Consider the following 20,223-nt stretch of genomic DNA (forward strand, 5'->3'; position numbering starts at 1 on the left):
GCTTTTCCAACACAGTTAGTGGAGAGATCACCTTGGTAGAGTACGTAGTTTCCCTCGATAAGCTCGGCAAACACGATGTTGAGCATGTGGGGGGCAAGAACGCATCCCTGGGCGAGATGATCAGTAACCTGGCAGGCGCCGGTGTTTCGGTCCCCGGCGGCTTCGCCACGACGGCTCAGGCCTATCGTGACTTCCTCGAACTGAGCGGCCTGAACGAGCAGATCCACAAGGCCCTCGACGCGCTTGACGTCGACGACGTCAATGCCCTGGCCAAGACCGGCGCGCAGATCCGCCAATGGATCATGGACGCCGAATTCCCCGAAAAACTGAATGCCGAGATCCGCACCGCGTTCGCCGCGCTGTCGGCGGGCAATCCTGATGTGGCTGTGGCCGTGCGTTCTTCTGCTACCGCCGAAGACCTGCCGGACGCCTCGTTCGCCGGTCAGCAGGAAACCTTCCTGAACATCCGTGGTGTGGAAAACGTAATCCGCGCCGCTAAAGAGGTGTTCGCTTCGCTGTTCAACGACCGTGCGATTTCCTACCGCGTGCACCAAGGCTTCGACCACAAACTGGTCGCCCTGTCGGCTGGCGTGCAGCGCATGGTGCGTTCGGAAACCGGCACCGCCGGCGTGATGTTCACCCTCGATACCGAATCCGGTTTCCGTGACGTGGTATTCATCACCGGCGCCTACGGCCTGGGTGAAACCGTCGTACAAGGCGCGGTCAACCCGGATGAGTTCTACGTACACAAAGGCACGCTGGAGGCCGGTCGTCCGGCGATCCTGCGTCGCAACCTGGGCAGCAAAGCCATCAAGATGATCTACGGCGACGAGGCCAAGGCCGGTCGTTCGGTCAAGACTGTCGATGTCGACAAGGCCGAGCGCGCGCGTTTCTGCCTGACCGACGCCGAAGTCAGCGAGCTGGCCAAGCAGGCGATGATCATCGAGAAGCACTACGGCTGCCCGATGGACATCGAGTGGGCCAAGGACGGTGACGACGGCAAGCTGTACATCGTGCAAGCGCGTCCGGAAACCGTGAAAAGCCGCACCCAGGCCAACGTCATGGAACGTTACCTGCTGAAAGAGACCGGCACCGTGCTGGTGGAAGGCCGGGCGATCGGCCAGCGCATCGGCGCCGGCAAAGTACGCATCATCAAAGACGTCTCGGAAATGGACAAGGTCCAGCCGGGCGACGTGCTGGTTTCCGACATGACCGACCCGGACTGGGAACCGGTGATGAAGCGCGCCAGCGCCATCGTCACCAACCGTGGCGGGCGTACCTGCCACGCGGCGATCATCGCCCGTGAGCTGGGCATTCCGGCGGTGGTCGGTTGCGGCAACGCCACCCAGTTGCTGAAGGATGGCCAGGGCGTGACCGTATCCTGCGCCGAAGGCGACACCGGTTACATCTTCGAAGGCGAACTGGGCTTCGACATCAAGAAGAACTCCGTCGATGCCATGCCGGAGCTGCCGTTCAAGATCATGATGAACGTCGGCAACCCGGACCGCGCCTTCGACTTCGCCCAATTGCCGAACGCCGGCGTTGGTCTGGCGCGTCTGGAATTCATCATCAACCGCATGATCGGCGTGCACCCGAAAGCGCTGTTGAACTACGACGGCCTGCCGCAGGAAATCAAGGACAGCGTCGACAAGCGTATTGCCGGTTACAGCGACCCGGTCGACTTCTACGTCGACAAACTGGTGGAAGGCATCAGCACCCTGGCTGCAGCGTTCACGCCGAAAAAAGTCATCGTGCGTCTGTCGGACTTCAAGTCCAACGAATACGCCAACCTGATCGGCGGCAAGCTCTACGAGCCGGAAGAAGAAAACCCGATGCTGGGCTTCCGTGGCGCTTCGCGTTACATCAGCGAATCTTTCCGCGATTGCTTCGAGCTCGAATGCCGCGCGCTGAAACGCGTGCGCAACGAGATGGGCCTGACCAACGTGGAAATCATGGTGCCGTTCGTCCGTACTTTGGGCGAAGCCAGCCAGGTGGTCGATCTGCTCGCCGAGAACGGCTTGAAGCGCGGCGAGAACGGTCTGCGCGTGATCATGATGTGCGAACTGCCATCCAACGCGATTCTGGCTGAGGAATTCCTCGAATTCTTCGACGGCTTCTCGATCGGCTCCAACGACCTGACCCAGCTCACTTTGGGTCTGGACCGTGACTCCGGTATCATCGCTCACTTGTTCGACGAGCGTAATCCAGCGGTGAAGAAGCTGTTGGCCAACGCCATTCAGGCCTGCAACAAGGCCGGCAAGTACATCGGCATCTGCGGTCAGGGTCCTTCGGACCACCCGGATCTGGCCAAGTGGCTGATGGAACAGGGCATCGAGAGCGTGTCGCTGAACCCGGACACCGTGCTGGAAACCTGGTTCTTCCTCGCCGAAGGTCAGGCACAGGCTTGATCAACATGTGAACGGGCCGCGCCCCCTGTAGGAGCGAGCCTGCTCGCGAAGACGGAGCAACATTCACCATGGATGTTGATTGATACACCGCTTTCGCGAGCAGGCTCGCTCCCACATGGGCCGGGCCTTGAGATTGAAGTAGGGCGGGCTCCATCGGATGCCGCCCTTTTTTGTGCAAGAGCATTATGCAAAGCAGCAGCAACCTGTTTCCTGTCGCGCTGATCAGCGCCGAGCGGCGCGGCGATCTGAGCGAAGACGTCTATCGATTGAAACCCGGCAACAGCCCGGACTGGTCCGTGGAGATCGCCGTCACCCGCCTGGGCATGGCCGATGACACGGCGCCACGCGGCGTGCCGGTGATTCTGTTGCACGGCAGCTTTTCCAATCGGCGCTTCTGGTTTTCCCCCAAAGGCCTCGGGCTCGGCGCGTATCTGACGCGGCTGGGCTTCGACGTGTGGATTCCGGAAATGCGCGGTCACGGCCTGTCCCAGCGCAACGAAGACTATCGGCGCAACCGCGTGGCCGATTATGCCCGTTACGATCTGCCGGCGATTGCCGCGTTCGTGCGTGAGCAAAGCGGACAGATCCCGCACTGGATCGGCCATTCGCTGGGCGGCATCACCCTGGCAGCAGCGCTCGGCGGCGAGTATCTCGGCGAACCGGCCGTGGCCTCGGCGGCGTTTTTCGGCACCCAGGTCAGCCGCACCTATTGGCCACTGAAGATTCCACCGGTGGAGTGGGGCGGGCGCTTTATTCTCAAGCGTTTCGCGCAGTTGTCCGGCTCACGCCTCAAACGCGGTCCGGAAGACGAACCGATCGGCCTGGCCATCGAAAGCATGCGCTGGTACGGCTTGTTCGGTCGCTTCGGCGACAAGGACAAGGACTGGTGGGCCGGACTTGCCGAGGTTCAGGTACCGGTGCTGGCGGTGACGGCAGCGGGCGATCATCAGGATCCGGCGTGGGCCTGCCGCAAGCTGTTCGAGCAGATCGGCTCAGAGTGCAAGCAGTTCATCAACCTGGGCCGCGAGCAGGGCTTCTCGGATAATTTCGGCCATGTCGAAATGCTGGTGAGCAAAGCTGCGCAGGCTGAAGTGTGGCCGCTGGTGGCGCGCTGGTTGAAGGATCAGCAGACACCGTTGCTTGCGCAGCCAGCGAATCTGGCCTCCGCAGTGTGAGGGGCGTTCCGTTCAGCCTGGCTTGCGGCTAAGATATGACGCATTGTGCGGTTCTGGTCATATTTCGTGACTGTTTAGCTATTACGTTTCAGGGTTTGTTCAGGTTGCGTCAGCGACCATGGCATGGACTAAGGTAAACAGCGACCGCCGGAACTCGTCTCATCAGAATGCGGCATCCCTTGATCGTCTTCCTTGTTACAGGAGTTTTTCGATGGAACATTACCTTACGCCTGACCTGTGCGACGCCTACCCGGAGCTGGTGCAGGTGCTGGAACCGATGTTCAGCAATTTCGGCGGCCGGGATTCCTTCGGCGGCGAAATCGTGACCATCAAGTGCTTCGAAGACAATTCGCTGGTCAAGGAGCAAGCCGAACTCAACGGCAAAGGCAAAGTGCTGGTGGTTGATGGCGGCGGTTCGCTGCGCCGCGCCCTGCTGGGCGACATGATCGCCGCCAAGGCCGCGCAGAACGGCTGGGAAGGGCTGGTGATCTACGGTTGCATCCGTGACGTCGACGTCATTGCCCAGACCGATCTCGGCGTGCAGGCGCTGGCCAGTCACCCGATGAAAACCGACAAGCGCGGCATTGGCGACCTCAACGTCCCGGTGACTTTCGCCGGTGTGACGTTTCACCCGGGCCAGTACATTTATGCGGACAACAACGGCGTGATCGTTTCGCCGACTCCGCTGAAAATGCCTGAATAAGGTTTTCGACAAGGGATGCGGATGTTCGAGGAAGAAAACGCGCAATGGGGGCTGGTACATGCCCTGGTACTGGACGGCAAGGGCGGTGCGCGTTCGATAGCCCGGACTGAGCTCGACGATTTGCAGCTGCAGGCCCATGAAAGCCTGTGGCTGCACTGGGATCGCAGCCATCCGCAGACCCAAACCTGGCTGCGCAAATCCAGCGGGCTCAACGAATTCACCTGCGATCTGCTGCTGGAAGAGAACACCCGCCCGCGTCTGTTGCCATTGCCCGACTCCGAGCTGCTGCTGTTTCTGCGCGGGGTCAATCTCAACCCGGGCGCCGAGCCGGAAGACATGGTCTCGGTGCGGATTTTTGCCTCCGCTCAGCGCGTGATTTCCCTGCGCTTGCGTCCGTTGCGCGCTACAGATGAGTTGCTGGCGCTGCTGGGGGAGGGCAAAGGTCCGAAAACGTCTTCTGAATTGATGCTGTATCTGGCGCAGTTCCTCACCAATAAAGTGCAGGATCTGGTCACGTGCCTGTCGGAAGTGGTCGATGAAGAGGAAGAAAAACTCGACGCCGACGAACGGTATACGCCCGAGCACGGGGCCATTTTGCACATCCGCCGCAGAGCGGCCGGGCTGAAGCGTTTTCTTGCGCCACAGCGGGATATTTTCGGACAGCTGACGCGGATAAAATTGCCGTGGTTCGTCGAAGACGACGCCGACTACTGGAACGAATTGAACAACAGCCTGACCCGTTATCTGGAAGAGCTCGAATTGACTCGAGAGCGTGTGGGGCTTGTGCTGGAGGCCGAAGATCGGCGTTTGAGCGTGCACATGAATCGCACCATGTACCGCTTCGGCATCATTACCTGCATCTTTTTGCCGATGAGTTTCATCACCGGTCTGCTGGGCATCAATGTCGGCGGTATTCCGTTTGCCGAAAGCCCGTATGGTTTCCTGATTGCCTGCCTGACGGTACTCGCCCTGGCGTTCGGTCAGTGGTGGTTGTTCCGTCGATTGCGCTGGGTGTGAACATGGCGCATGTGACCCGAGTAAAACTGCCCGCGTCTTTCACAGACATCACGAGAGGTGCGTATGCACGATCCGTTTGAACAGTCTTTGCGCGACATGCTCAACGCTTCGCCGTCCAGCCGCGACGACGATGCGTGCCTGGGCCGCGTACTCAAAACCGCCAACCGCCAGGTCGGCGCCGGTGATCTGTTCAGCTTGCTGGGCCGCTGGCTGCCCGCGCTGATGATCGCCCTGAACAATGGCTCGGCGCATGTCTCGCCGGTTTCCCGTCTTCGTAAAACCACTGCTCGCACTGCTGATAAGGCTGATTGAATATGGAACTTGATCTCTGGACTCAGAGCCTCGTCACTGCAATGACTGCGTTGTGGACCAAAGTCGCTAATTTCATTCCGAACCTGTTCGGCGCACTGGTTGTGCTGCTGTTGGGTTTCGTCGTGGCCAAGCTGCTCGACACCTTGCTCTCCAAATTGCTCGCCAAACTCGGCCTTGATCGTCTGATGGGCGGCACCGGGCTGACCAAGCTGATGTCGCGCGCCGGGCTGCAAGTGCCGATCTCGACGCTGATCGGTAAAATTGTCTATTGGTTCGTTCTGCTGATTTTTCTGGTTTCTGCGGCAGAATCCCTTGGCCTCGAGCGAGTTTCAGCTACGCTGGACATGCTGGCGTTGTATCTGCCGAAAGTATTCGGCGCCGCGCTGGTGTTGCTGGTCGGTGTCCTGCTGGCGCAACTGGCCAACGGGCTGGTGCGCGGCGCAGCAGAAGGCGTAGGGCTGGACTACGCTTCCGGGTTGGGGCGGATCGCGCAGGGGCTGGTGATCATCATCAGCATCTCGGTGGCGATCAGCCAGCTCGAGGTCAAGACCGACCTGCTGAACCATGTAATTGTCATCGTTTTGATTACCGTTGGTCTGGCAGTTGCGCTGGCCATGGGTTTGGGAAGCCGGGAAATCGCCGGTCAGATTCTTGCGGGAATCTATGTGCGTGAGCTGTATGAGGTTGGGCAACAAGTGCGTGTTGGCGAGGTCGAAGGCCAGATCGAAGAGATCGGCACGGTTAAAACCACATTGCTGACCGATGAGGGTGAGCTAGTCTCTCTCTCCAATCGGATCCTGCTGGAACAGCATGTGAGTAGCCGCTAAACCGGCAAACCCTGCTAATGTATGCCGCCGCAAAATGCCAGCCGAGGCTGGTTGTGGCGGACATTGACCTGACTGTCGGCACGACTTGTTTTGAATAAAGCCCAACCGCTATCCACGCGCTACGACCCCCGCGAGCTCTCTGATGAGGAGTTGGTCGCGCGCTCGCATACCGAGCTGTTTCACGTAACGCGCGCCTACGAAGAGTTGATGCGGCGTTACCAGCGAACATTATTTAACGTCTGCGCGAGATATCTTGGGAACGATCGCGACGCAGACGATGTCTGTCAGGAAGTGATGCTGAAGGTGCTGTACGGCCTGAAGAACTTCGAGGGGAAATCGAAGTTCAAAACCTGGCTTTACAGCATCACTTACAACGAATGCATCACGCAGTATCGGAAGGAACGGCGTAAGCGTCGCTTGATGGACGCTCTCAGTCTGGACCCTCTTGAAGAAGCGTCTGAAGAAAGGGCGCCGAAGCCGGAGGAGAAGGGTGGGCTTGATCGCTGGCTGGTGTATGTGAATCCGATTGACCGCGAAATTCTGGTGCTACGATTTGTCGCAGAGCTGGAGTTTCAGGAGATCGCAGACATCATGCACATGGGTTTGAGTGCGACAAAAATGCGTTACAAACGCGCTCTAGATAAATTGCGTGAGAAATTTGCAGGCATTGCTGAAACTTAGTTCAGCGCAAATATCTCTTACGTGTAGGCAAGTTCTGATAGACTTGCCGCCGAGTTGTCCCCCGGTTTGCGGGACTGCTTCACAATCACCAGATGGGGATTTAACGGATGAAACTGAAAAACACCTTGGGCTTGGCCATTGGTTCTCTGATTGCCGCCACTTCGTTCGGCGCTCTGGCACAAGGCCAAGGCGCAGTTGAAATCGAAGGCTTCGCTAAGAAAGAACAATTCGACAGCGCTCGTAACTTCAAGAACAACGGCAACCTGTTCGGCGGTTCGATCGGTTACTTCCTGACCGACGACGTTGAACTGCGTCTGGGCTACGACGAAGTGCACAACGTACGTGCCGACGATGGCAAGAACGTCAAAGGCGCTAACACCGCTCTGGACGCTCTGTACCACTTCAACAACCCAGGCGACATGATTCGTCCATACGTTTCGGCCGGTTTCTCTGACCAGAGCATCGACCAGAACGGTTCGAACGGTCGTAACCGTTCCACCTTCGCCAACGTTGGCGGCGGTGCCAAGCTGTACTTCACCGAGAACTTCTACGCCCGTGCCGGCGTTGAAGCTCAGTACAACATCGACCAGGGCGACACCGAGTGGGCTCCTAGCGTCGGTATCGGTGTGAACTTCGGTGGCGGCTCCAAGCCAGCTGCTGCTCCAGTTCCAGCACCTGCTGAAGTCTGCTCCGACAGCGACAACGATGGCGTTTGCGACAACGTTGACAAGTGCCCGGACACCCCAGCCAACGTAACCGTTGACGCTGATGGCTGCCCAGCAGTTGCTGAAGTTGTTCGTGTTGAGCTGGACGTGAAATTCGACTTCGACAAGTCGGTAGTCAAGCCTAACAGCTACGGCGACATCAAAAACCTGGCTGACTTCATGAAGCAGTACCCATCCACCACCACTACTGTTGAAGGTCACACTGACTCCGTCGGTCCTGACGCTTACAACCAGAAACTGTCCGAGCGTCGTGCAAACGCCGTTAAGCAAGTTCTGACCAACCAGTACGGTGTTGAATCGTCCCGCGTTCAGTCTGTTGGCTACGGCGAATCCCGCCCAGTTGCTGACAACAAAACTGAAGCTGGCCGCGCTGTAAACCGTCGCGTAGAAGCGCAGGTTGAAGCTCAAGCTAAGTAATTAGCTGCCGCTGATGGAAAAGCCCGGCTCAGGCCGGGCTTTTCTTTGTCTGCGATTTGGCTTCGCCGCTTAAAAGCGCGTGCGCGCGTTACGCCGTGCAGGAGCTGCCGAAGGCTGCGATCTTTTGCTCTTGCACGACACCAGCCACCGCACCAATCACCAGAATCGCCGGGCTCTTCAATTCAAACGCCGAGGCATCCTCAGCCATCGCACTCAGGTCACTGCGACATTCACGCTGATGCGCCAACGAGGCGTTTTCGATCATCGCCACCGGCGTATCCGCCGCCATCCCTCCCGCCAGCAGCTGATCACGAATCTCGCCCAGCTTGGCCACGCCCATGTAAACCACCAGCGTCGTCCCGCCTTGCGCCAGCGCCTGCCAGTTCAACTGGCTGTCATCCTGGGTGTGCGCAGTCACCAACGTTACTCCGCGCGCCACGCCCCGCAACGTCAGCGGAATATCGCACTGCGTCGCCCCGGCCAGCCCGGCGGTAATGCCATTGACCAGTTCCACTTCAACCCCGCGCTCGCGCAACCACTGCGCTTCTTCGCCACCGCGGCCGAAAATGCACGGATCGCCGCCCTTCAGGCGCACTACGCATTTGCCCTGGCGTGAATAACGCAGCATCAGCCGATGAATGAATGCCTGTGGCGTCGAACGGCAGCCGCCGCGCTTGCCAACGGGAATAAGCCGCGCAGTCGGGCAGTGTTCCAGCACGGCGTCGTTGACCAGATCATCGATCATCACCACATCGGCCTCGCGCAATGCACGCACCGCTTTGAGCGTCAGCAACTCCGGATCGCCAGGGCCTGCGCCCACCAGCCAGACTTTCGCATTCATGGTGTTGTCCTCGTTAAATGACCGCGACCGGCCGCGCTTCGGCAGCCAGCAGACGCTTGATTTCCGGCACGCAGGAACCGCATTGCGTGCCGCATCGGAGATTGTTTTTCAGGCCTTGCAGATCCAGGCCCTGGCGAATGCCGGCGCAGACTGCGTTGAGGCTGACGTTTTCGCAATTGCACAAGGTCTTGTCGGTGGCGATCGCTCCGACAGTGCCCGGCGGCGCGCTCATCGGCGCGAGCAGCCAGCGCCGCAGTTGTTGGTCGGCGCGGCCCTCCAGCCACAGGCTCTGCAACCAGTGTTGCGCAAGGGTTTCGCCGGCGAGGCGAATCGCAGTGATACGGCCGTTTTCGATACGCACCCGCTTGCCGATGGCTCGGCGAGGGTCGTCGTAGGCCAGAACCGGGCCATCCAGCAGCGAGAGGCATTGGTCGATCTCGCCCAGCAGCTGTGGATCGGGCGCCTCGGCGTGTGCAGCGCGTATCAGCAACGCTGGCCGCTCACGACCGACAAGGCTGAGGCTGACGTAGGAAAACGCCTCACACAGCGGTCGTAGCGTCTCGAAATGCCGCTGAACATCACCCTCGATCAAGGCGAACAGTTGCCACGGCAGGTTGACTGCCTCCAGACGCACGCCGCTGTGCTTGAGCTCCGGTTGTTTGGACAGCGGATCAAACGCCGGCAAGGTCAGCGTGTTGACGCCGCCCTTGAGATAGCGATCGCCCCAGTGCATCGGCAGAAACGCCTGGCCCGGACGCACGCTGTCGTCGCTGCCGACCGCAACAATCAGGGCGCCACGGCGGCTTTTCAGATTGACCAGATCGCCGGGATGCAAGCGGTGCCGACGCATTTCGTCCGGGTGCAGGCTCAGCACGGCTTCGCTGACGTGGCCGAACAATTGCGCGGCGGTGCCGGTGCGGCTCATGCCGTGCCACTGGTCACGCAGGCGACCGGTGATCAAAGTCAGCGGGAAGCGCGCGTCGCGTTGTTCCTTGGCGGCGCGGTACGGATCGGCAATGAATTGCGCGCGGCCGCTAGCCGTAGGAAAGACGCCGTCTTCGTAGAGTCGTGGCGTGCCTTGGCGGGCGCCGGCAGGGAAGGGCCATTGCTGCGGGCCGATCTCGTCGATCAAGGCATGACTGATTCCGCACAGATCCAGGTCTCGCCCTTGGGTCAGCGCTTTGAATTCATCAAACAACTGCGAAGGTTGATGGAAAGCGAACAGGCTCGGCTGCCTGGGGCGCAGACGTTTCTCCAGACGCTGTGCGAAATCCACCGTGATTGCCCAGTCCGGCCGCGCTTCGCCCGGTGCGACAACCGCTTTGCGCACGTGGGAAATGCGCCGTTCGGAGTTGGTCACCGAACCTTCTTTCTCGCCCCAACTGGCGGCGGGTAACAGCAGGTCCGCAAACGCAGCGGTTTCGGTGGTGCGAAAGGCTTCCTGCAACACCACAAACGGGCAGGCCTCAAGCGCTGCGCGTACTGCGCTCTGATCAGGCATCGATTGCGCCGGATTGGTACAGGCAATCCACAGTGCTTTGATTTTGCCGCTGCGCAGGCTTTCGAACAGTTCGATGGCGCTCAGGCCCGGCGCCTCGGGCAAGCTCTCCACGCCCCAGTACGCCGCCACCTCGGCGCGATGTTCCGCATTGCCGGCATCGCGATGGCCCGGCAACAGATTCGACAGACTGCCGGTTTCCCGCCCGCCCATGGCGTTTGGCTGACCCGTCAGGGAGAAAGGTCCTGCACCGGGACGGCCAATTTGCCCGGTGGCCAAGTGCAGATTGATCAGCGCGCTGTTTTTTGCGCTGCCGGCGGTGGACTGATTCAGGCCCATGCACCACAGCGACAGGAAGCTCGGCGCAGTGCCGACCCATTCTGCGCATTGCTGCAGTTGCTCGATGCTGATGCCGCACAGTTGCGAAACCATTTGCGGGGTGTAATCGCGCACCAGTGTCTTGAGTTCGGCGAGGCCTTCGGTGTGCGCCTTGATGAAATCGCGATCGACCCAGTCTTCCCACAGCAGCAGATGCAAAATCCCATGGAACAAAGCGACATCGGTGCCCGGAAGAATCGCCAGGTGCAGGTCAGCCAAATCGCAGGTATCGGTGCGACGCGGGTCGATCACGATGACTTTCATCTGCGGGCGACGGGATTTGGCTTCCTCCAGTCGACGGAAAAGTACCGGATGGGCGTAGGCCATGTTACTGCCGACGATCATCACGCAGTCGCTCAGCTCCAGGTCTTCGTAACTGCACGGCGGTGCGTCGGCGCCGAGGCTGCGTTTGTAGCCGACCACCGCCGAGGACATGCACAGCCGCGAATTGCTGTCGATGTTGTTGGTGCCGACCAGCGCCCGCGCCAGTTTGTTGAAGGCGTAGTAGTCCTCGGTGAGCAACTGTCCGGAGATGTAGAACGCCACGCTGTCCGGGCCGTGCTCGGCGATGGTTTCGGCGAACACGTTGGTCGCGTGGTCGAGGGCGGTATCCCAGTCAGTACGGCTGCGCGCCAGGCCTTTGCCCAGGCGCAGTTCCGGGTACAAGGCGCGGGCGGCGAGGTCGCCGGTCAGGTGCAGCGTCGAGCCTTTGCTGCACAGTTTGCCGAAGTTGGCCGGGTGCGCCGGATCGCCGCTGACGCCGAGGATGCGCTCGCCGTCATGCTCGATCAGTACGCCGCAGCCGACCCCGCAGTAACAGCAGGTCGAGGCGGTCGTCTGGCGGTTCATCAGATGGCGTCCCGCAGGGCCAGTTGCACCCGGCCATTCTCGACCCGCGCCGGATGATGGTGCGCACAGCCGATGTCCGGCGCCTGGGCTTCGCCGGTTTCCAGGTCGATCTGCCAGTTGTGCAGCGGGCAGGCCACGCGCTTGCCATAGATCAGACCCTGCGACAGCGGGCCGCCCTTGTGCGGGCAGCGATCATCGAGGGCGAAAACCTCGTCGTCGCTTGTACGAAAAATCGCGATGTCTCCTTTCGGCCCGGCAATGATCCGCGAGCCGAGGGCGTTGATCTCTTCCAGCGCACAGATATCGAGCCAGTTCATGCCGGCACCTCCAGGTTTTTCACGGGGATCACGTCGAATTCTTTCTTCAGTTGCGGCTGCGCCAGGCGCTCTTTCCATGGGTCCTGTTCGAACGACAGGGAGAATTGCAGGCGCTCATTCAGGGCCTTACGCCGCTCGGCGTCTTCGAGCACGTTCTTCTTGATGTGCTCCATACCGACCCGTTGCAGGTAATGCACGGTGCGTTCGAGGTAGAAGGCTTCCTCGCGGTAGAGCTGCAGGAATGCGCCGTTGTATTCGCGGACTTCCTCGGCAGTTTTCAGTTTGACGAAGAACTCGGCGACTTCGGTCTTGATCCCGCCGTTGCCACCGATGTACATCTCCCAGCCGGAGTCGACGCCGATAATTCCTACGTCCTTGATGCCCGCTTCCGAGCAGTTGCGTGGGCAACCGGACACCGCCAGCTTCACTTTGTGCGGCGACCACATGTTGAACAGGTCGTGCTCGAGTTCGATGCCCAGTTGCGTCGAGTTCTGCGTGCCGAAGCGGCAGAACTCGCTGCCGACGCAGGTTTTCACGGTGCGGATGGACTTGCCGTAGGCGTGGCCGGACGGCATGTCGAGGTCTTTCCAGACGCCGGGTAGATCCTGTTTCTTGATCCCCAGCAAGTCGATGCGCTGACCGCCGGTGACCTTGACCATCGGCACGTTGTACTTGTCGGCCACATCGGCGATCCGCCGCAGTTCCGATGGGTTGGTCACGCCGCCCCACATGCGCGGCACCACCGAATAGGTGCCGTCCTTCTGGATGTTGGCGTGGGCGCGTTCGTTGATCAGACGCGATTGCGGGTCGTCCTTGGCCTCGCCCGGCCAAGTGGAAATCAGGTAGTAGTTGAGCGCCGGGCGACAGGTCGCGCAGCCATTGGGCGTGCGCCAGTTCAGGTAACTCATGGTCTCGGCGATGGTCAGCAGGTGTTCCTGGCGGATCGCCTGACGAATCTGCCCGTGGTTGAGATCGCTGCAACCGCAGATGGCTTTTTCGCTTTTCGGTTTGACGTCGGCCGCGCCACCCACCGTATTGATCAGGATCTGTTCAACAAGGCCGGCGCAGGAACCGCAGGAGCTGGCAGCCTTGGTGTGTTTCTTGACTTCATCGACGCTGAACAGGCCGTGTTCCTGAATCGCCTTGACGATGGTGCCCTTGCACACACCGTTGCAGCCGCAGACTTCGGCGCTGTCGGCCATGACCATGGCTTTGTCCTGGCCCTGATGTCCTACGTCGCCTAAAGCGTTTTCGCCGAACATGAGGTGATCGCGGATCTCGCCGATGGCGTGATTCTCACGAATCTGCCGGAAATACCAACCGCCATCTGCCGTATCGCCGTACAGACAGGCGCCGACCAGCACGTCATCCTTTATCACCAGTTTTTTGTACACGCCGCCGATCGGGTCGGAGAGGGTGATGGTCTCTGTGCCTTCGCCGCCCATGAAGTCGCCGGCGGAGAACAGGTCGATGCCGGTGACTTTCAATTTGGTCGAGGTCACTGAACCCTGATAGCGAGCGAAACCCAGTTGCGCGAGGTGATTGGCGCAGACCTTGGCCTGTTCGAACAGCGGTGCAACCAGACCGTAGGCAATGCCGCGATGGCTGGCGCATTCGCCGATTGCGTAGATGCGCGGGTCGTAGGTTTGCAGGGTGTCGTTGACCAGAATCCCGCGATTGCACGGAATGCCGGCCTTTTCTGCCAGTTCGGTGTTGGGGCGGATGCCGGCGGCCATCACCACCAGATCGGCAGGAATGATGTCGCCGTTCTTGAACTGCACCGAGCCGACCCGGCCATTGCCGGCATCGTGCAAGGCTTGGGTCTGTTCGCACAGGCGAAAATGCAGGCCACGGGATTCCAGCGCCGATTGGAGAAGCTGGCCGCTGGTCTTGTCCAGTTGCCGCTCCAGCAGCCATTCGCCGAGGTGCACCACGGTCACGTGCATGCCGCGCAGCATCAGGCCGTTGGCCGCTTCGAGGCCGAGCAGACCGCCGCCGATGACCACGGCGTGCTTGTGGGTTCTGGCCGTGTCGATCATGGCCTGGGTGTCGGCGATGTCGCGGTAACCGATCACGCCCTGCAAAGTGTTGCCGGGGATTGGCAGGATGAACGGGGTCGAGCCGGTGGCGATCAGCAGGCGATCGTACTCGGCTTCGGTGCCGTCCTCGGCAATCACTCGGCGTTTGACCCGGTCGATCTCCACCACTTTGCGGTTGAGCAGCAACTTGATGTTGTTTTCCAGGTACCAGTCGAGGTCGTTGAGGACGATCTCTTCGAACGTCTGCTCGCCGGCCAGCACCGGCGACAGCAGGATGCGGTTGTAGTTGGTGTGCGGTTCGGCGCCGAAGACGGTGATGTCGTAGAGCTCGTCGCTCAGCTTGAGCAGTTCTTCCAGGGTACGCACCCCGGCCATGCCATTGCCGATCATCACCAGTTTGAGTTTTTTCATCAGGTTCTCCGGGAGCTGCGGCTGGCCTCTGGTGGGCCGTCGGGCCTTGCTCGACAAATTTTGCGCAAACAAAAAAAGGCGTCCCGCTAGTTGCCTAGCGAGGACGCCTTTGTCCTGGTCCCGTTCTCTCGGGAAGCGCAGCCTTCGTCGTTGAAGGTTGGGCTTTATGTATGGTGAAAAGGGTAATGCAGTGGTTGTGCCAACTCGGGGGGACGCGGATTTATTGGGGATTGGGGTTGTGACAGGAGATTTTTTTGCACCGAATCGAGGCGTGTTGCTCGTTCGTGGCGCGTTAATTCTTGGGGTTATGCGGTGTGAAGCCGAATGCCTTCGCGAGCAGGCTCGCTCCCACAAGGTGTCTGCGAACGACACCAATCCCCTGTGGGAGCGAGCCTGCTCGCGAATGGCGCAACTCAATCTCAGCCATGAAACAACAAAACCAGCAGCACTACATTCCCGAGCAACGCCATCAACGCCATGGTCCGCCAGACCTTCAACGGCTCCCGCTCGAGTAAAGGCCGGGGCCGCACACTCAAACTTTGCCGCTCACCCTGCTCCAGCACCAGCAGCCACTCTTCAGCGGTTTCGAAGCGTTGCTGCGGATCGGCGGCGACGCCGCGTTCCAGACTTTGCGCCAGCCAGTCCGGCAGGTCCGGGCGATAGCGACTGGCATTCACCGGTACGCCAAATCGGGGCCGCTGGAACGCTTCGATTTCGCCATAGGGAAAATGCCCGGTGAGCAGGTAATAGAGAGTGACACCGACAGAATACAAATCCTGTTGTGCACTCGGTGGTTCGCCGCGAAACGCTTCCGGGGCGATGAAACTAGGCGTTCCTGGCAGGGTCGACGGCGCGTCCTCGGACAGTCCCGGGCAATAAGCCAGGCCGAAATCCAGCAGGCGCAGCTCGCCATCATCCCCCAGCAACAGGTTTTCCGGTTTGATGTCGCGATGCAGAATCTGCCGCCGATGCATCAGCCCGACCGCGCGCAATAGCCGTTCGGCGATGTCCTGCCACTGCGCCAAAGGCAACGGGCCGCTATGTTGAAACACGTCGGCCAGCGTCGTCCCGGCATATTCGCGCATGACGTAATACAAATGCTGACGCTGAGTGCAGGCATGGATTTGCGGAAAATGCCGGCCGGCCACGCGCTTGAGGAACCATTCTTCCGACAGCAGCGCCTGCCCGGCTTGCGGATGGTCGGCCAGCCGCGTCGGCAAGGTCTTCAGCAGCCAAGGCTGGCCCTGGCTATCGAGCACGCGATACAGCAATGATTGCTGGCTCTGGCCGATGATGCCTTGCACCTGCCAGCCTTCAAACGCTTGCCCGGGTTTCAGCGTTGGCGGCAGTGGCCATTGCTGCAATTGCACCAGCGCATCGCCGATGCTCGCTTCGCCCAGCGCATCGACGCGCACCAGCAGGGCACTGGCGTTGTCCTGACTGCCGGCCAGATGCGCGGCGTTGACCAAGGTTTGCGCCGCGCTGTGCAGATCCGCTTGATCACGCAGAATCGCCGCGATCGCGGTATCGCCCAAGGTCGACCAGACGCCGTCGCTGAGCAGCACGAAGCTTTCGCCCTCTCGCAGTTCGCCGTCGAGGAAATCCAGGACCAGATGCTGATCGAGCCCGAGCGCACGTTTGAGCACGTGTTGCATGCCCGGTTGCTCCCAGACGTGATCCTCGCTGATGCGCTGCAAGCGCTCGGTGTGCCAGCGATAGACCCGGCAATCGCCGACATGGGCGAGGGTGAAGCGTCGACCACGCATCACCAGCGCGCTGACCGTGGTCAGCAGCGGTTGCCCGCCGCCGTTGGCCTGCAGCCAGCGATTTTGCGCGAGCAGCAGGCGATCCAGCGCCTGGGCCACGCTCCAGGTTTCCGGCGTGGCAAAGTAGTCCAGCGCCAGGGCCTGCAAGGTCGAACGCGCGGCGAGGCCGCCATCGGCGCACTGGCTGACGCCGTCGGCGATGGCGAAAAGATAACCCTTGCTCACCGCCAGTGCCGGCGCCGGTGTCACTGAACGCAGGGCGTCCTGATTCTCCGCGCGCGGGCCGGTGGCGCTGGCTTCGGCGAAACTCAGCTGCAGGGCCATTGAGGCCTCAGACCCGCGCCGCTGTCACCGCCGCCGAGCCCCAGGTGGTTCTCCAGCGACGCTTGACGCCGTGCAGGCCAAACCATGCCAGCACGCCGAGGCTGGCGAACAACCACAGCGCCAGTTGATAGCTGCCGGTGCTTTGCTTGATCGCGCCCATACCGGCGGCGAGGGCGAAGCCGCCGATACCGCCGGCCATGCCGATCAGCCCGGTCATCACGCCGATCTCCAGACGAAAACGCTGCGGCACCAATTGGAAAACCGCACCGTTGCCGGCGCCCAAGCCGAGCATGGTGCAGACGAAAAGCGCCAGCGCCGCGTAAGAACTTGGCAGATTGAAGCCCACCGCTGCGATGCAGATGGCAGCGACGGTGTACATCGCCAGCAAGGTACGAATGCCGCCGAAGCGGTCGGCCAGCGCGCCACCCAATGGCCGCATCAGGCTGCCGCCGAACACGCAGGCAGCGGTGTAGTAGCCGGCGGTCACCGGGCTCAGACCGTATTGATCATTGAAGTAACCGGGCAGGGCGCTGGCCAGGCCGATGAAGCCGCCGAAGGTGACGCTGTAGAAAAACATGAACCACCAGCTGTCGCGATCACCGAGGGCCTTGAAGTAATCGGCCATGGCTTTCGGTTTTGGCCGCTGAGGAGCGTTTTTTGCCAACCAGGCGAATAGCACCAAAGTCAGGACCAGCGGGATCAGGGCAAACCCGAAGACATTGCTCCAGCCGAACGCGGCGGCAATCACTGGCGCCAGCAGCGCGGCGAACACGGTGCCGGAGTTGCCCGCACCGGCGATGCCCATGGCTTTGCCTTGGTGCTCTGGCGGATACCATTGCGAGGCCAGCGGCAGGGCCACGGCGAACGACGCGCCGGCCATGCCGAGGAACAGGCCGAGGATCAGCGCCTGTTCATAACTGTGGATGCCGAGTTTCCACGCACCGAACAGCGCGCAGATGACGATGACCTGGCCGATCAGTCCGGCGGTCTTCGGCGACAAGCGATCAGCGAGCATGCCCATGGCGAAGCGCAACACCGCGCCGGCCAGAATCGGCGTGGCGACGACAAGGCCGCGTTGCTGGGTGGTCAGGTGCAGGTCGGCGGCAATCTGCACCGCCAGCGGGCCGAGCAGGTACCAGACCATGAAGCTCAGGTCGAAATACAGGAAGGCCGCGAACAGGGTCGGGGTATGGCCGGATTTCCAGAAGCTTGAATTCATCGCGCACCTCGGCTGAAAAGAGTCTCGAAAGGAGTCATGCACAGCAGGTGGAGCGCCTCACGGCCGCACCACCGGCCCCGTTCTGTGGGGCCAAAACGCAAAAACGCCGCTACCTGATTCGCCGAGGGGCGAACGGGGTGAGCGACGTCTTTGTCGTAGGTGGGGCAACCGCCGTTGGTTACCTGTGCGGTTTACTTAGCGAGATTTGTGCCAACAGCTGAAAAGCAAAAGCCCCTCACCCTAGCCCTCTCCCAGAGGGAGAGGGAACCGAGCGGGGGATGGCCGAATCATTTGCCGATCTGAACGATTTCGAGTGAATCCATAATCGACTCGGTCGTTCAGGTCGGCGGACAGCGCCAGACAACGCGGTCGGTCCCCTCTCCCTCCGGGAGAGGGCTAGGGTGAGGGGCTCTTGATTTGCAGCGAAAACTTCAGCCCAGCAACTCGCTCATGGCAATGATCTGCTCCGCCACCTGAATCAGCTTCTGCTGGCGGCTCATCGCCTGGCGGCGCATCAGCGTATAGGCCTCTTCCTCGTTGCAGTCCTTCATCTTCATCAGCAAACCCTTGGCCAGTTCAATGCGCTTGCGCTCGGCCAGTTGCTGGTCACGGGCCTGCAATTGCGCGCGCAAGGCCTGGTCACTCTCGAAGCGCGCCATCGCCACGTCGAGAATCGGCTGCAACCGTTGTGCGTGAATGCCTTCGACGATGTAGGCACTGACCCCGGACTTGATCGCCTGACGCATCACCCCCGGGTCGTGTTCATCGGTAAACATCACGATCGGCCGGGGCTGGTCGCGGCTGACCAGTACCACTTGCTCCATGACATCGCGGCTCGGTGACTCGGTATCGATCAGGATCACGTCCGGGCGCACCGTTTCGACGCGCGCCGGCAGGTCGATGGTCAGGCCGGACTCGTCGATTACCTCGAAGCCGGCCTCGGTCAGCGCCGCTTTCAGGCGTCCGACTTTTTTCGCGGTGTCGTTGATCAGCAGAATGCGCAACATGTTCGCGGTCTCCTGTCAGCGCTGGGCGAGAAGGGGGGCGGTGTCGCTCAGGGAATGCAGCTTGAAACTGCGCGCATAGCCCGCCGGGTCGCTGCCGTCCCAGACCTTGCCGTCGAGCAACTGGCTGCTGCGCAGGTCTGCGTACGAAGTCGCAACGCCGACCGCGCTCGCTGCCTCGCGGTACAGATCCAGACGCTGAACCTGACGGGCGACGGCCAGATAATCCGGATCCTCGCGCAACAGACCCCAGCGACGGAACTGGGTCATGAACCACATGCCGTCGGAAAGGTACGGCAGATTGACCTCGCCACCGCCGTGAAAACGCAGCGCATGCGGGTCCTGCCAGCGATTGCCGAGGCCATCGGCGTAATCCCCCATGAAACGCGGCTCGATGCACGGGGCGGGGGTGTCGAGGTATTCGGTGGCGCTGAGCAATTGCGCGGTACTGCGGCGGTTTTCCGGGCTTTCTTCGATGAAGCGGCTGGCCTCAAGAATGGCCATGACCAGCGCCCGCGCGGTGTTGGGGTATTGCTCGACAAATTCGCGGGTGCAGCCGAGGACTTTTTCCGGGTGGTCGGGCCAGATGCTCTGGCTGGTCGCCAGGGTGAAACCGAGATTCTGCTGGACGGCGCTGGCCGCCCACGGTTCGCCGACGCAAAAGCCGTCGATGCGCCCGGCTTGCAGGTGCGCAACCATTTGCGGCGGCGGCACCACCACGCTGTCGACGTCCTGCAACGGATGAATGCCCTGGCTCGCCAGCCAGTAATAAAGCCACATCGCATGGGTGCCGGTGGGGAAGGTCTGGGCGAAGGTCAGTTTTGCGCGGCTTTGGTGCACATGCTGATCGAGCGCTTCAGGACTGTTCACGCCAGCCTGTTGCAAACCATGGGACAGGTTCAGGCTCTGGCCATTCTGGTTCAGGCCCATCAGCACTGCCATGTCGGTCGGGGCGACGCCGCCGATGCCCAGGTGCACCGCATAAATCAGCCCGTACAGGCTGTGCGCGGCATCCAGTTCGCCGCTGACCAGTTTGTCGCGCAGGTTGGCCCATGAGGCCTGACGTTTGAGGTTCAGCGTCAGGCCGTAGGGCTGGGCGAAGCCCTGGGTGGCGGCGACCACCACCGAGGCGCAGTCGCTCAGCGCCATGAAGCCGAGATTGATCGCGCTCTTCTCCGGCGCATCGCTGCCATTGACCCAGGCCAAAGGCCCCAAGGACGTTTCGTTCATACGCTACCTCAAAAAAAACGTCGTCCCGGATTCTGCGCAGGCAAAACCCGGGGACGACGCCATTGTCCTGGCCTGCGCGCCG

General features: G+C 61.0%; 16 protein-coding genes. 8 read left to right on the forward strand and 8 right to left on the reverse strand.

Annotated features, from left to right (window positions below):
• The first annotated feature begins 32 nt into the window (after positions 1-32).
• The 8 genes from ppsA to AB4N41_RS17595 all read left to right on the forward strand — a co-directional run bounded on the left by ppsA (position 33) and on the right by AB4N41_RS17595 (position 8,265).
• On the forward strand, positions 33-2,408 hold the full coding sequence (gene ppsA / locus AB4N41_RS17560; protein WP_041479139.1) for a phosphoenolpyruvate synthase: 2,376 nt from the start codon (positions 33-35) through the stop codon (positions 2,406-2,408).
• Positions 2,409-2,593: 185 nt separating this feature from the next.
• Positions 2,594-3,583 (forward strand): alpha/beta fold hydrolase, encoded by a 990-nt coding sequence (locus tag AB4N41_RS17565; protein ID WP_252877761.1) that lies wholly within the window; start codon positions 2,594-2,596, stop codon positions 3,581-3,583.
• Between the two features lie 211 nt (positions 3,584-3,794).
• Positions 3,795-4,286: a ribonuclease E activity regulator RraA gene (gene rraA / locus AB4N41_RS17570; protein ID WP_039762996.1), complete on the forward strand. Its 492-nt coding sequence runs from the start codon at positions 3,795-3,797 to the stop codon at positions 4,284-4,286.
• Positions 4,287-4,307: 21 nt separating this feature from the next.
• Positions 4,308-5,303, forward strand: a complete 996-nt coding sequence (locus AB4N41_RS17575) for a zinc transporter ZntB (protein ID WP_016773830.1) — start codon at positions 4,308-4,310, stop codon at positions 5,301-5,303.
• Between the two features lie 63 nt (positions 5,304-5,366).
• Positions 5,367-5,615 carry a hypothetical protein gene (locus tag AB4N41_RS17580; protein WP_003223293.1) on the forward strand — a complete coding sequence of 83 codons (249 nt, stop codon included), beginning with the start codon at positions 5,367-5,369 and terminating at the stop codon, positions 5,613-5,615.
• 2 nt (positions 5,616-5,617) lie between these two features.
• On the forward strand, positions 5,618-6,442 hold the full coding sequence (locus tag AB4N41_RS17585) for a mechanosensitive ion channel family protein (protein ID WP_016773831.1): 825 nt from the start codon (positions 5,618-5,620) through the stop codon (positions 6,440-6,442).
• 90 nt (positions 6,443-6,532) lie between these two features.
• Complete coding sequence (sigX, locus tag AB4N41_RS17590) at positions 6,533-7,123, forward strand: RNA polymerase sigma factor SigX (protein ID WP_252877762.1); 591 nt, start codon at positions 6,533-6,535, stop codon at positions 7,121-7,123.
• A gap of 107 nt (positions 7,124-7,230) precedes the next feature.
• On the forward strand, positions 7,231-8,265 hold the full coding sequence (locus tag AB4N41_RS17595; RefSeq protein ID WP_039762998.1) for an OmpA family protein: 1,035 nt from the start codon (positions 7,231-7,233) through the stop codon (positions 8,263-8,265).
• An 88-nt stretch (positions 8,266-8,353) separates the two neighbouring features.
• Here AB4N41_RS17595 and cobA read toward each other — a convergent pair whose 3' ends face one another.
• The 8 genes from cobA to AB4N41_RS17635 all read right to left on the reverse strand — a co-directional run bounded on the left by cobA (position 8,354) and on the right by AB4N41_RS17635 (position 20,141).
• Positions 8,354-9,106, reverse strand: a complete 753-nt coding sequence (cobA, locus tag AB4N41_RS17600; protein ID WP_252877763.1) for a uroporphyrinogen-III C-methyltransferase — start codon at positions 9,104-9,106, stop codon at positions 8,354-8,356.
• Between the two features lie 13 nt (positions 9,107-9,119).
• On the reverse strand, positions 9,120-11,831 hold the full coding sequence (locus AB4N41_RS17605; RefSeq protein ID WP_252877764.1) for a nitrate reductase: 2,712 nt from the start codon (positions 11,829-11,831) through the stop codon (positions 9,120-9,122).
• Entirely contained in the window at positions 11,831-12,148 is a 318-nt protein-coding gene (nirD, locus tag AB4N41_RS17610; protein WP_016773836.1) for a nitrite reductase small subunit NirD, read from the reverse strand. Before nirD ends, AB4N41_RS17605 begins: the two co-directional genes overlap by 1 nt.
• Positions 12,145-14,598 (reverse strand): nitrite reductase large subunit NirB, encoded by a 2,454-nt coding sequence (gene nirB, locus AB4N41_RS17615; protein WP_016773837.1) that lies wholly within the window; start codon positions 14,596-14,598, stop codon positions 12,145-12,147. Before nirB ends, nirD begins: the two co-directional genes overlap by 4 nt.
• A gap of 419 nt (positions 14,599-15,017) precedes the next feature.
• Positions 15,018-16,688 carry a bifunctional protein-serine/threonine kinase/phosphatase gene (locus AB4N41_RS17620; protein ID WP_252877765.1) on the reverse strand — a complete coding sequence of 557 codons (1,671 nt, stop codon included), beginning with the start codon at positions 16,686-16,688 and terminating at the stop codon, positions 15,018-15,020.
• Positions 16,689-16,695: 7 nt separating this feature from the next.
• Entirely contained in the window at positions 16,696-17,907 is a 1,212-nt protein-coding gene (locus AB4N41_RS17625) for a nitrate/nitrite transporter (RefSeq protein ID WP_041479125.1), read from the reverse strand.
• A 431-nt stretch (positions 17,908-18,338) separates the two neighbouring features.
• Positions 18,339-18,914 (reverse strand): ANTAR domain-containing response regulator, encoded by a 576-nt coding sequence (locus AB4N41_RS17630; protein WP_007916390.1) that lies wholly within the window; start codon positions 18,912-18,914, stop codon positions 18,339-18,341.
• A 15-nt stretch (positions 18,915-18,929) separates the two neighbouring features.
• Positions 18,930-20,141, reverse strand: a complete 1,212-nt coding sequence (locus AB4N41_RS17635) for a CmpA/NrtA family ABC transporter substrate-binding protein (protein ID WP_252877766.1) — start codon at positions 20,139-20,141, stop codon at positions 18,930-18,932.
• Positions 20,142-20,223: the final 82 nt, after the last annotated feature.

It is taken from the genome of Pseudomonas sp. S2_A10, assembly GCF_054668465.1.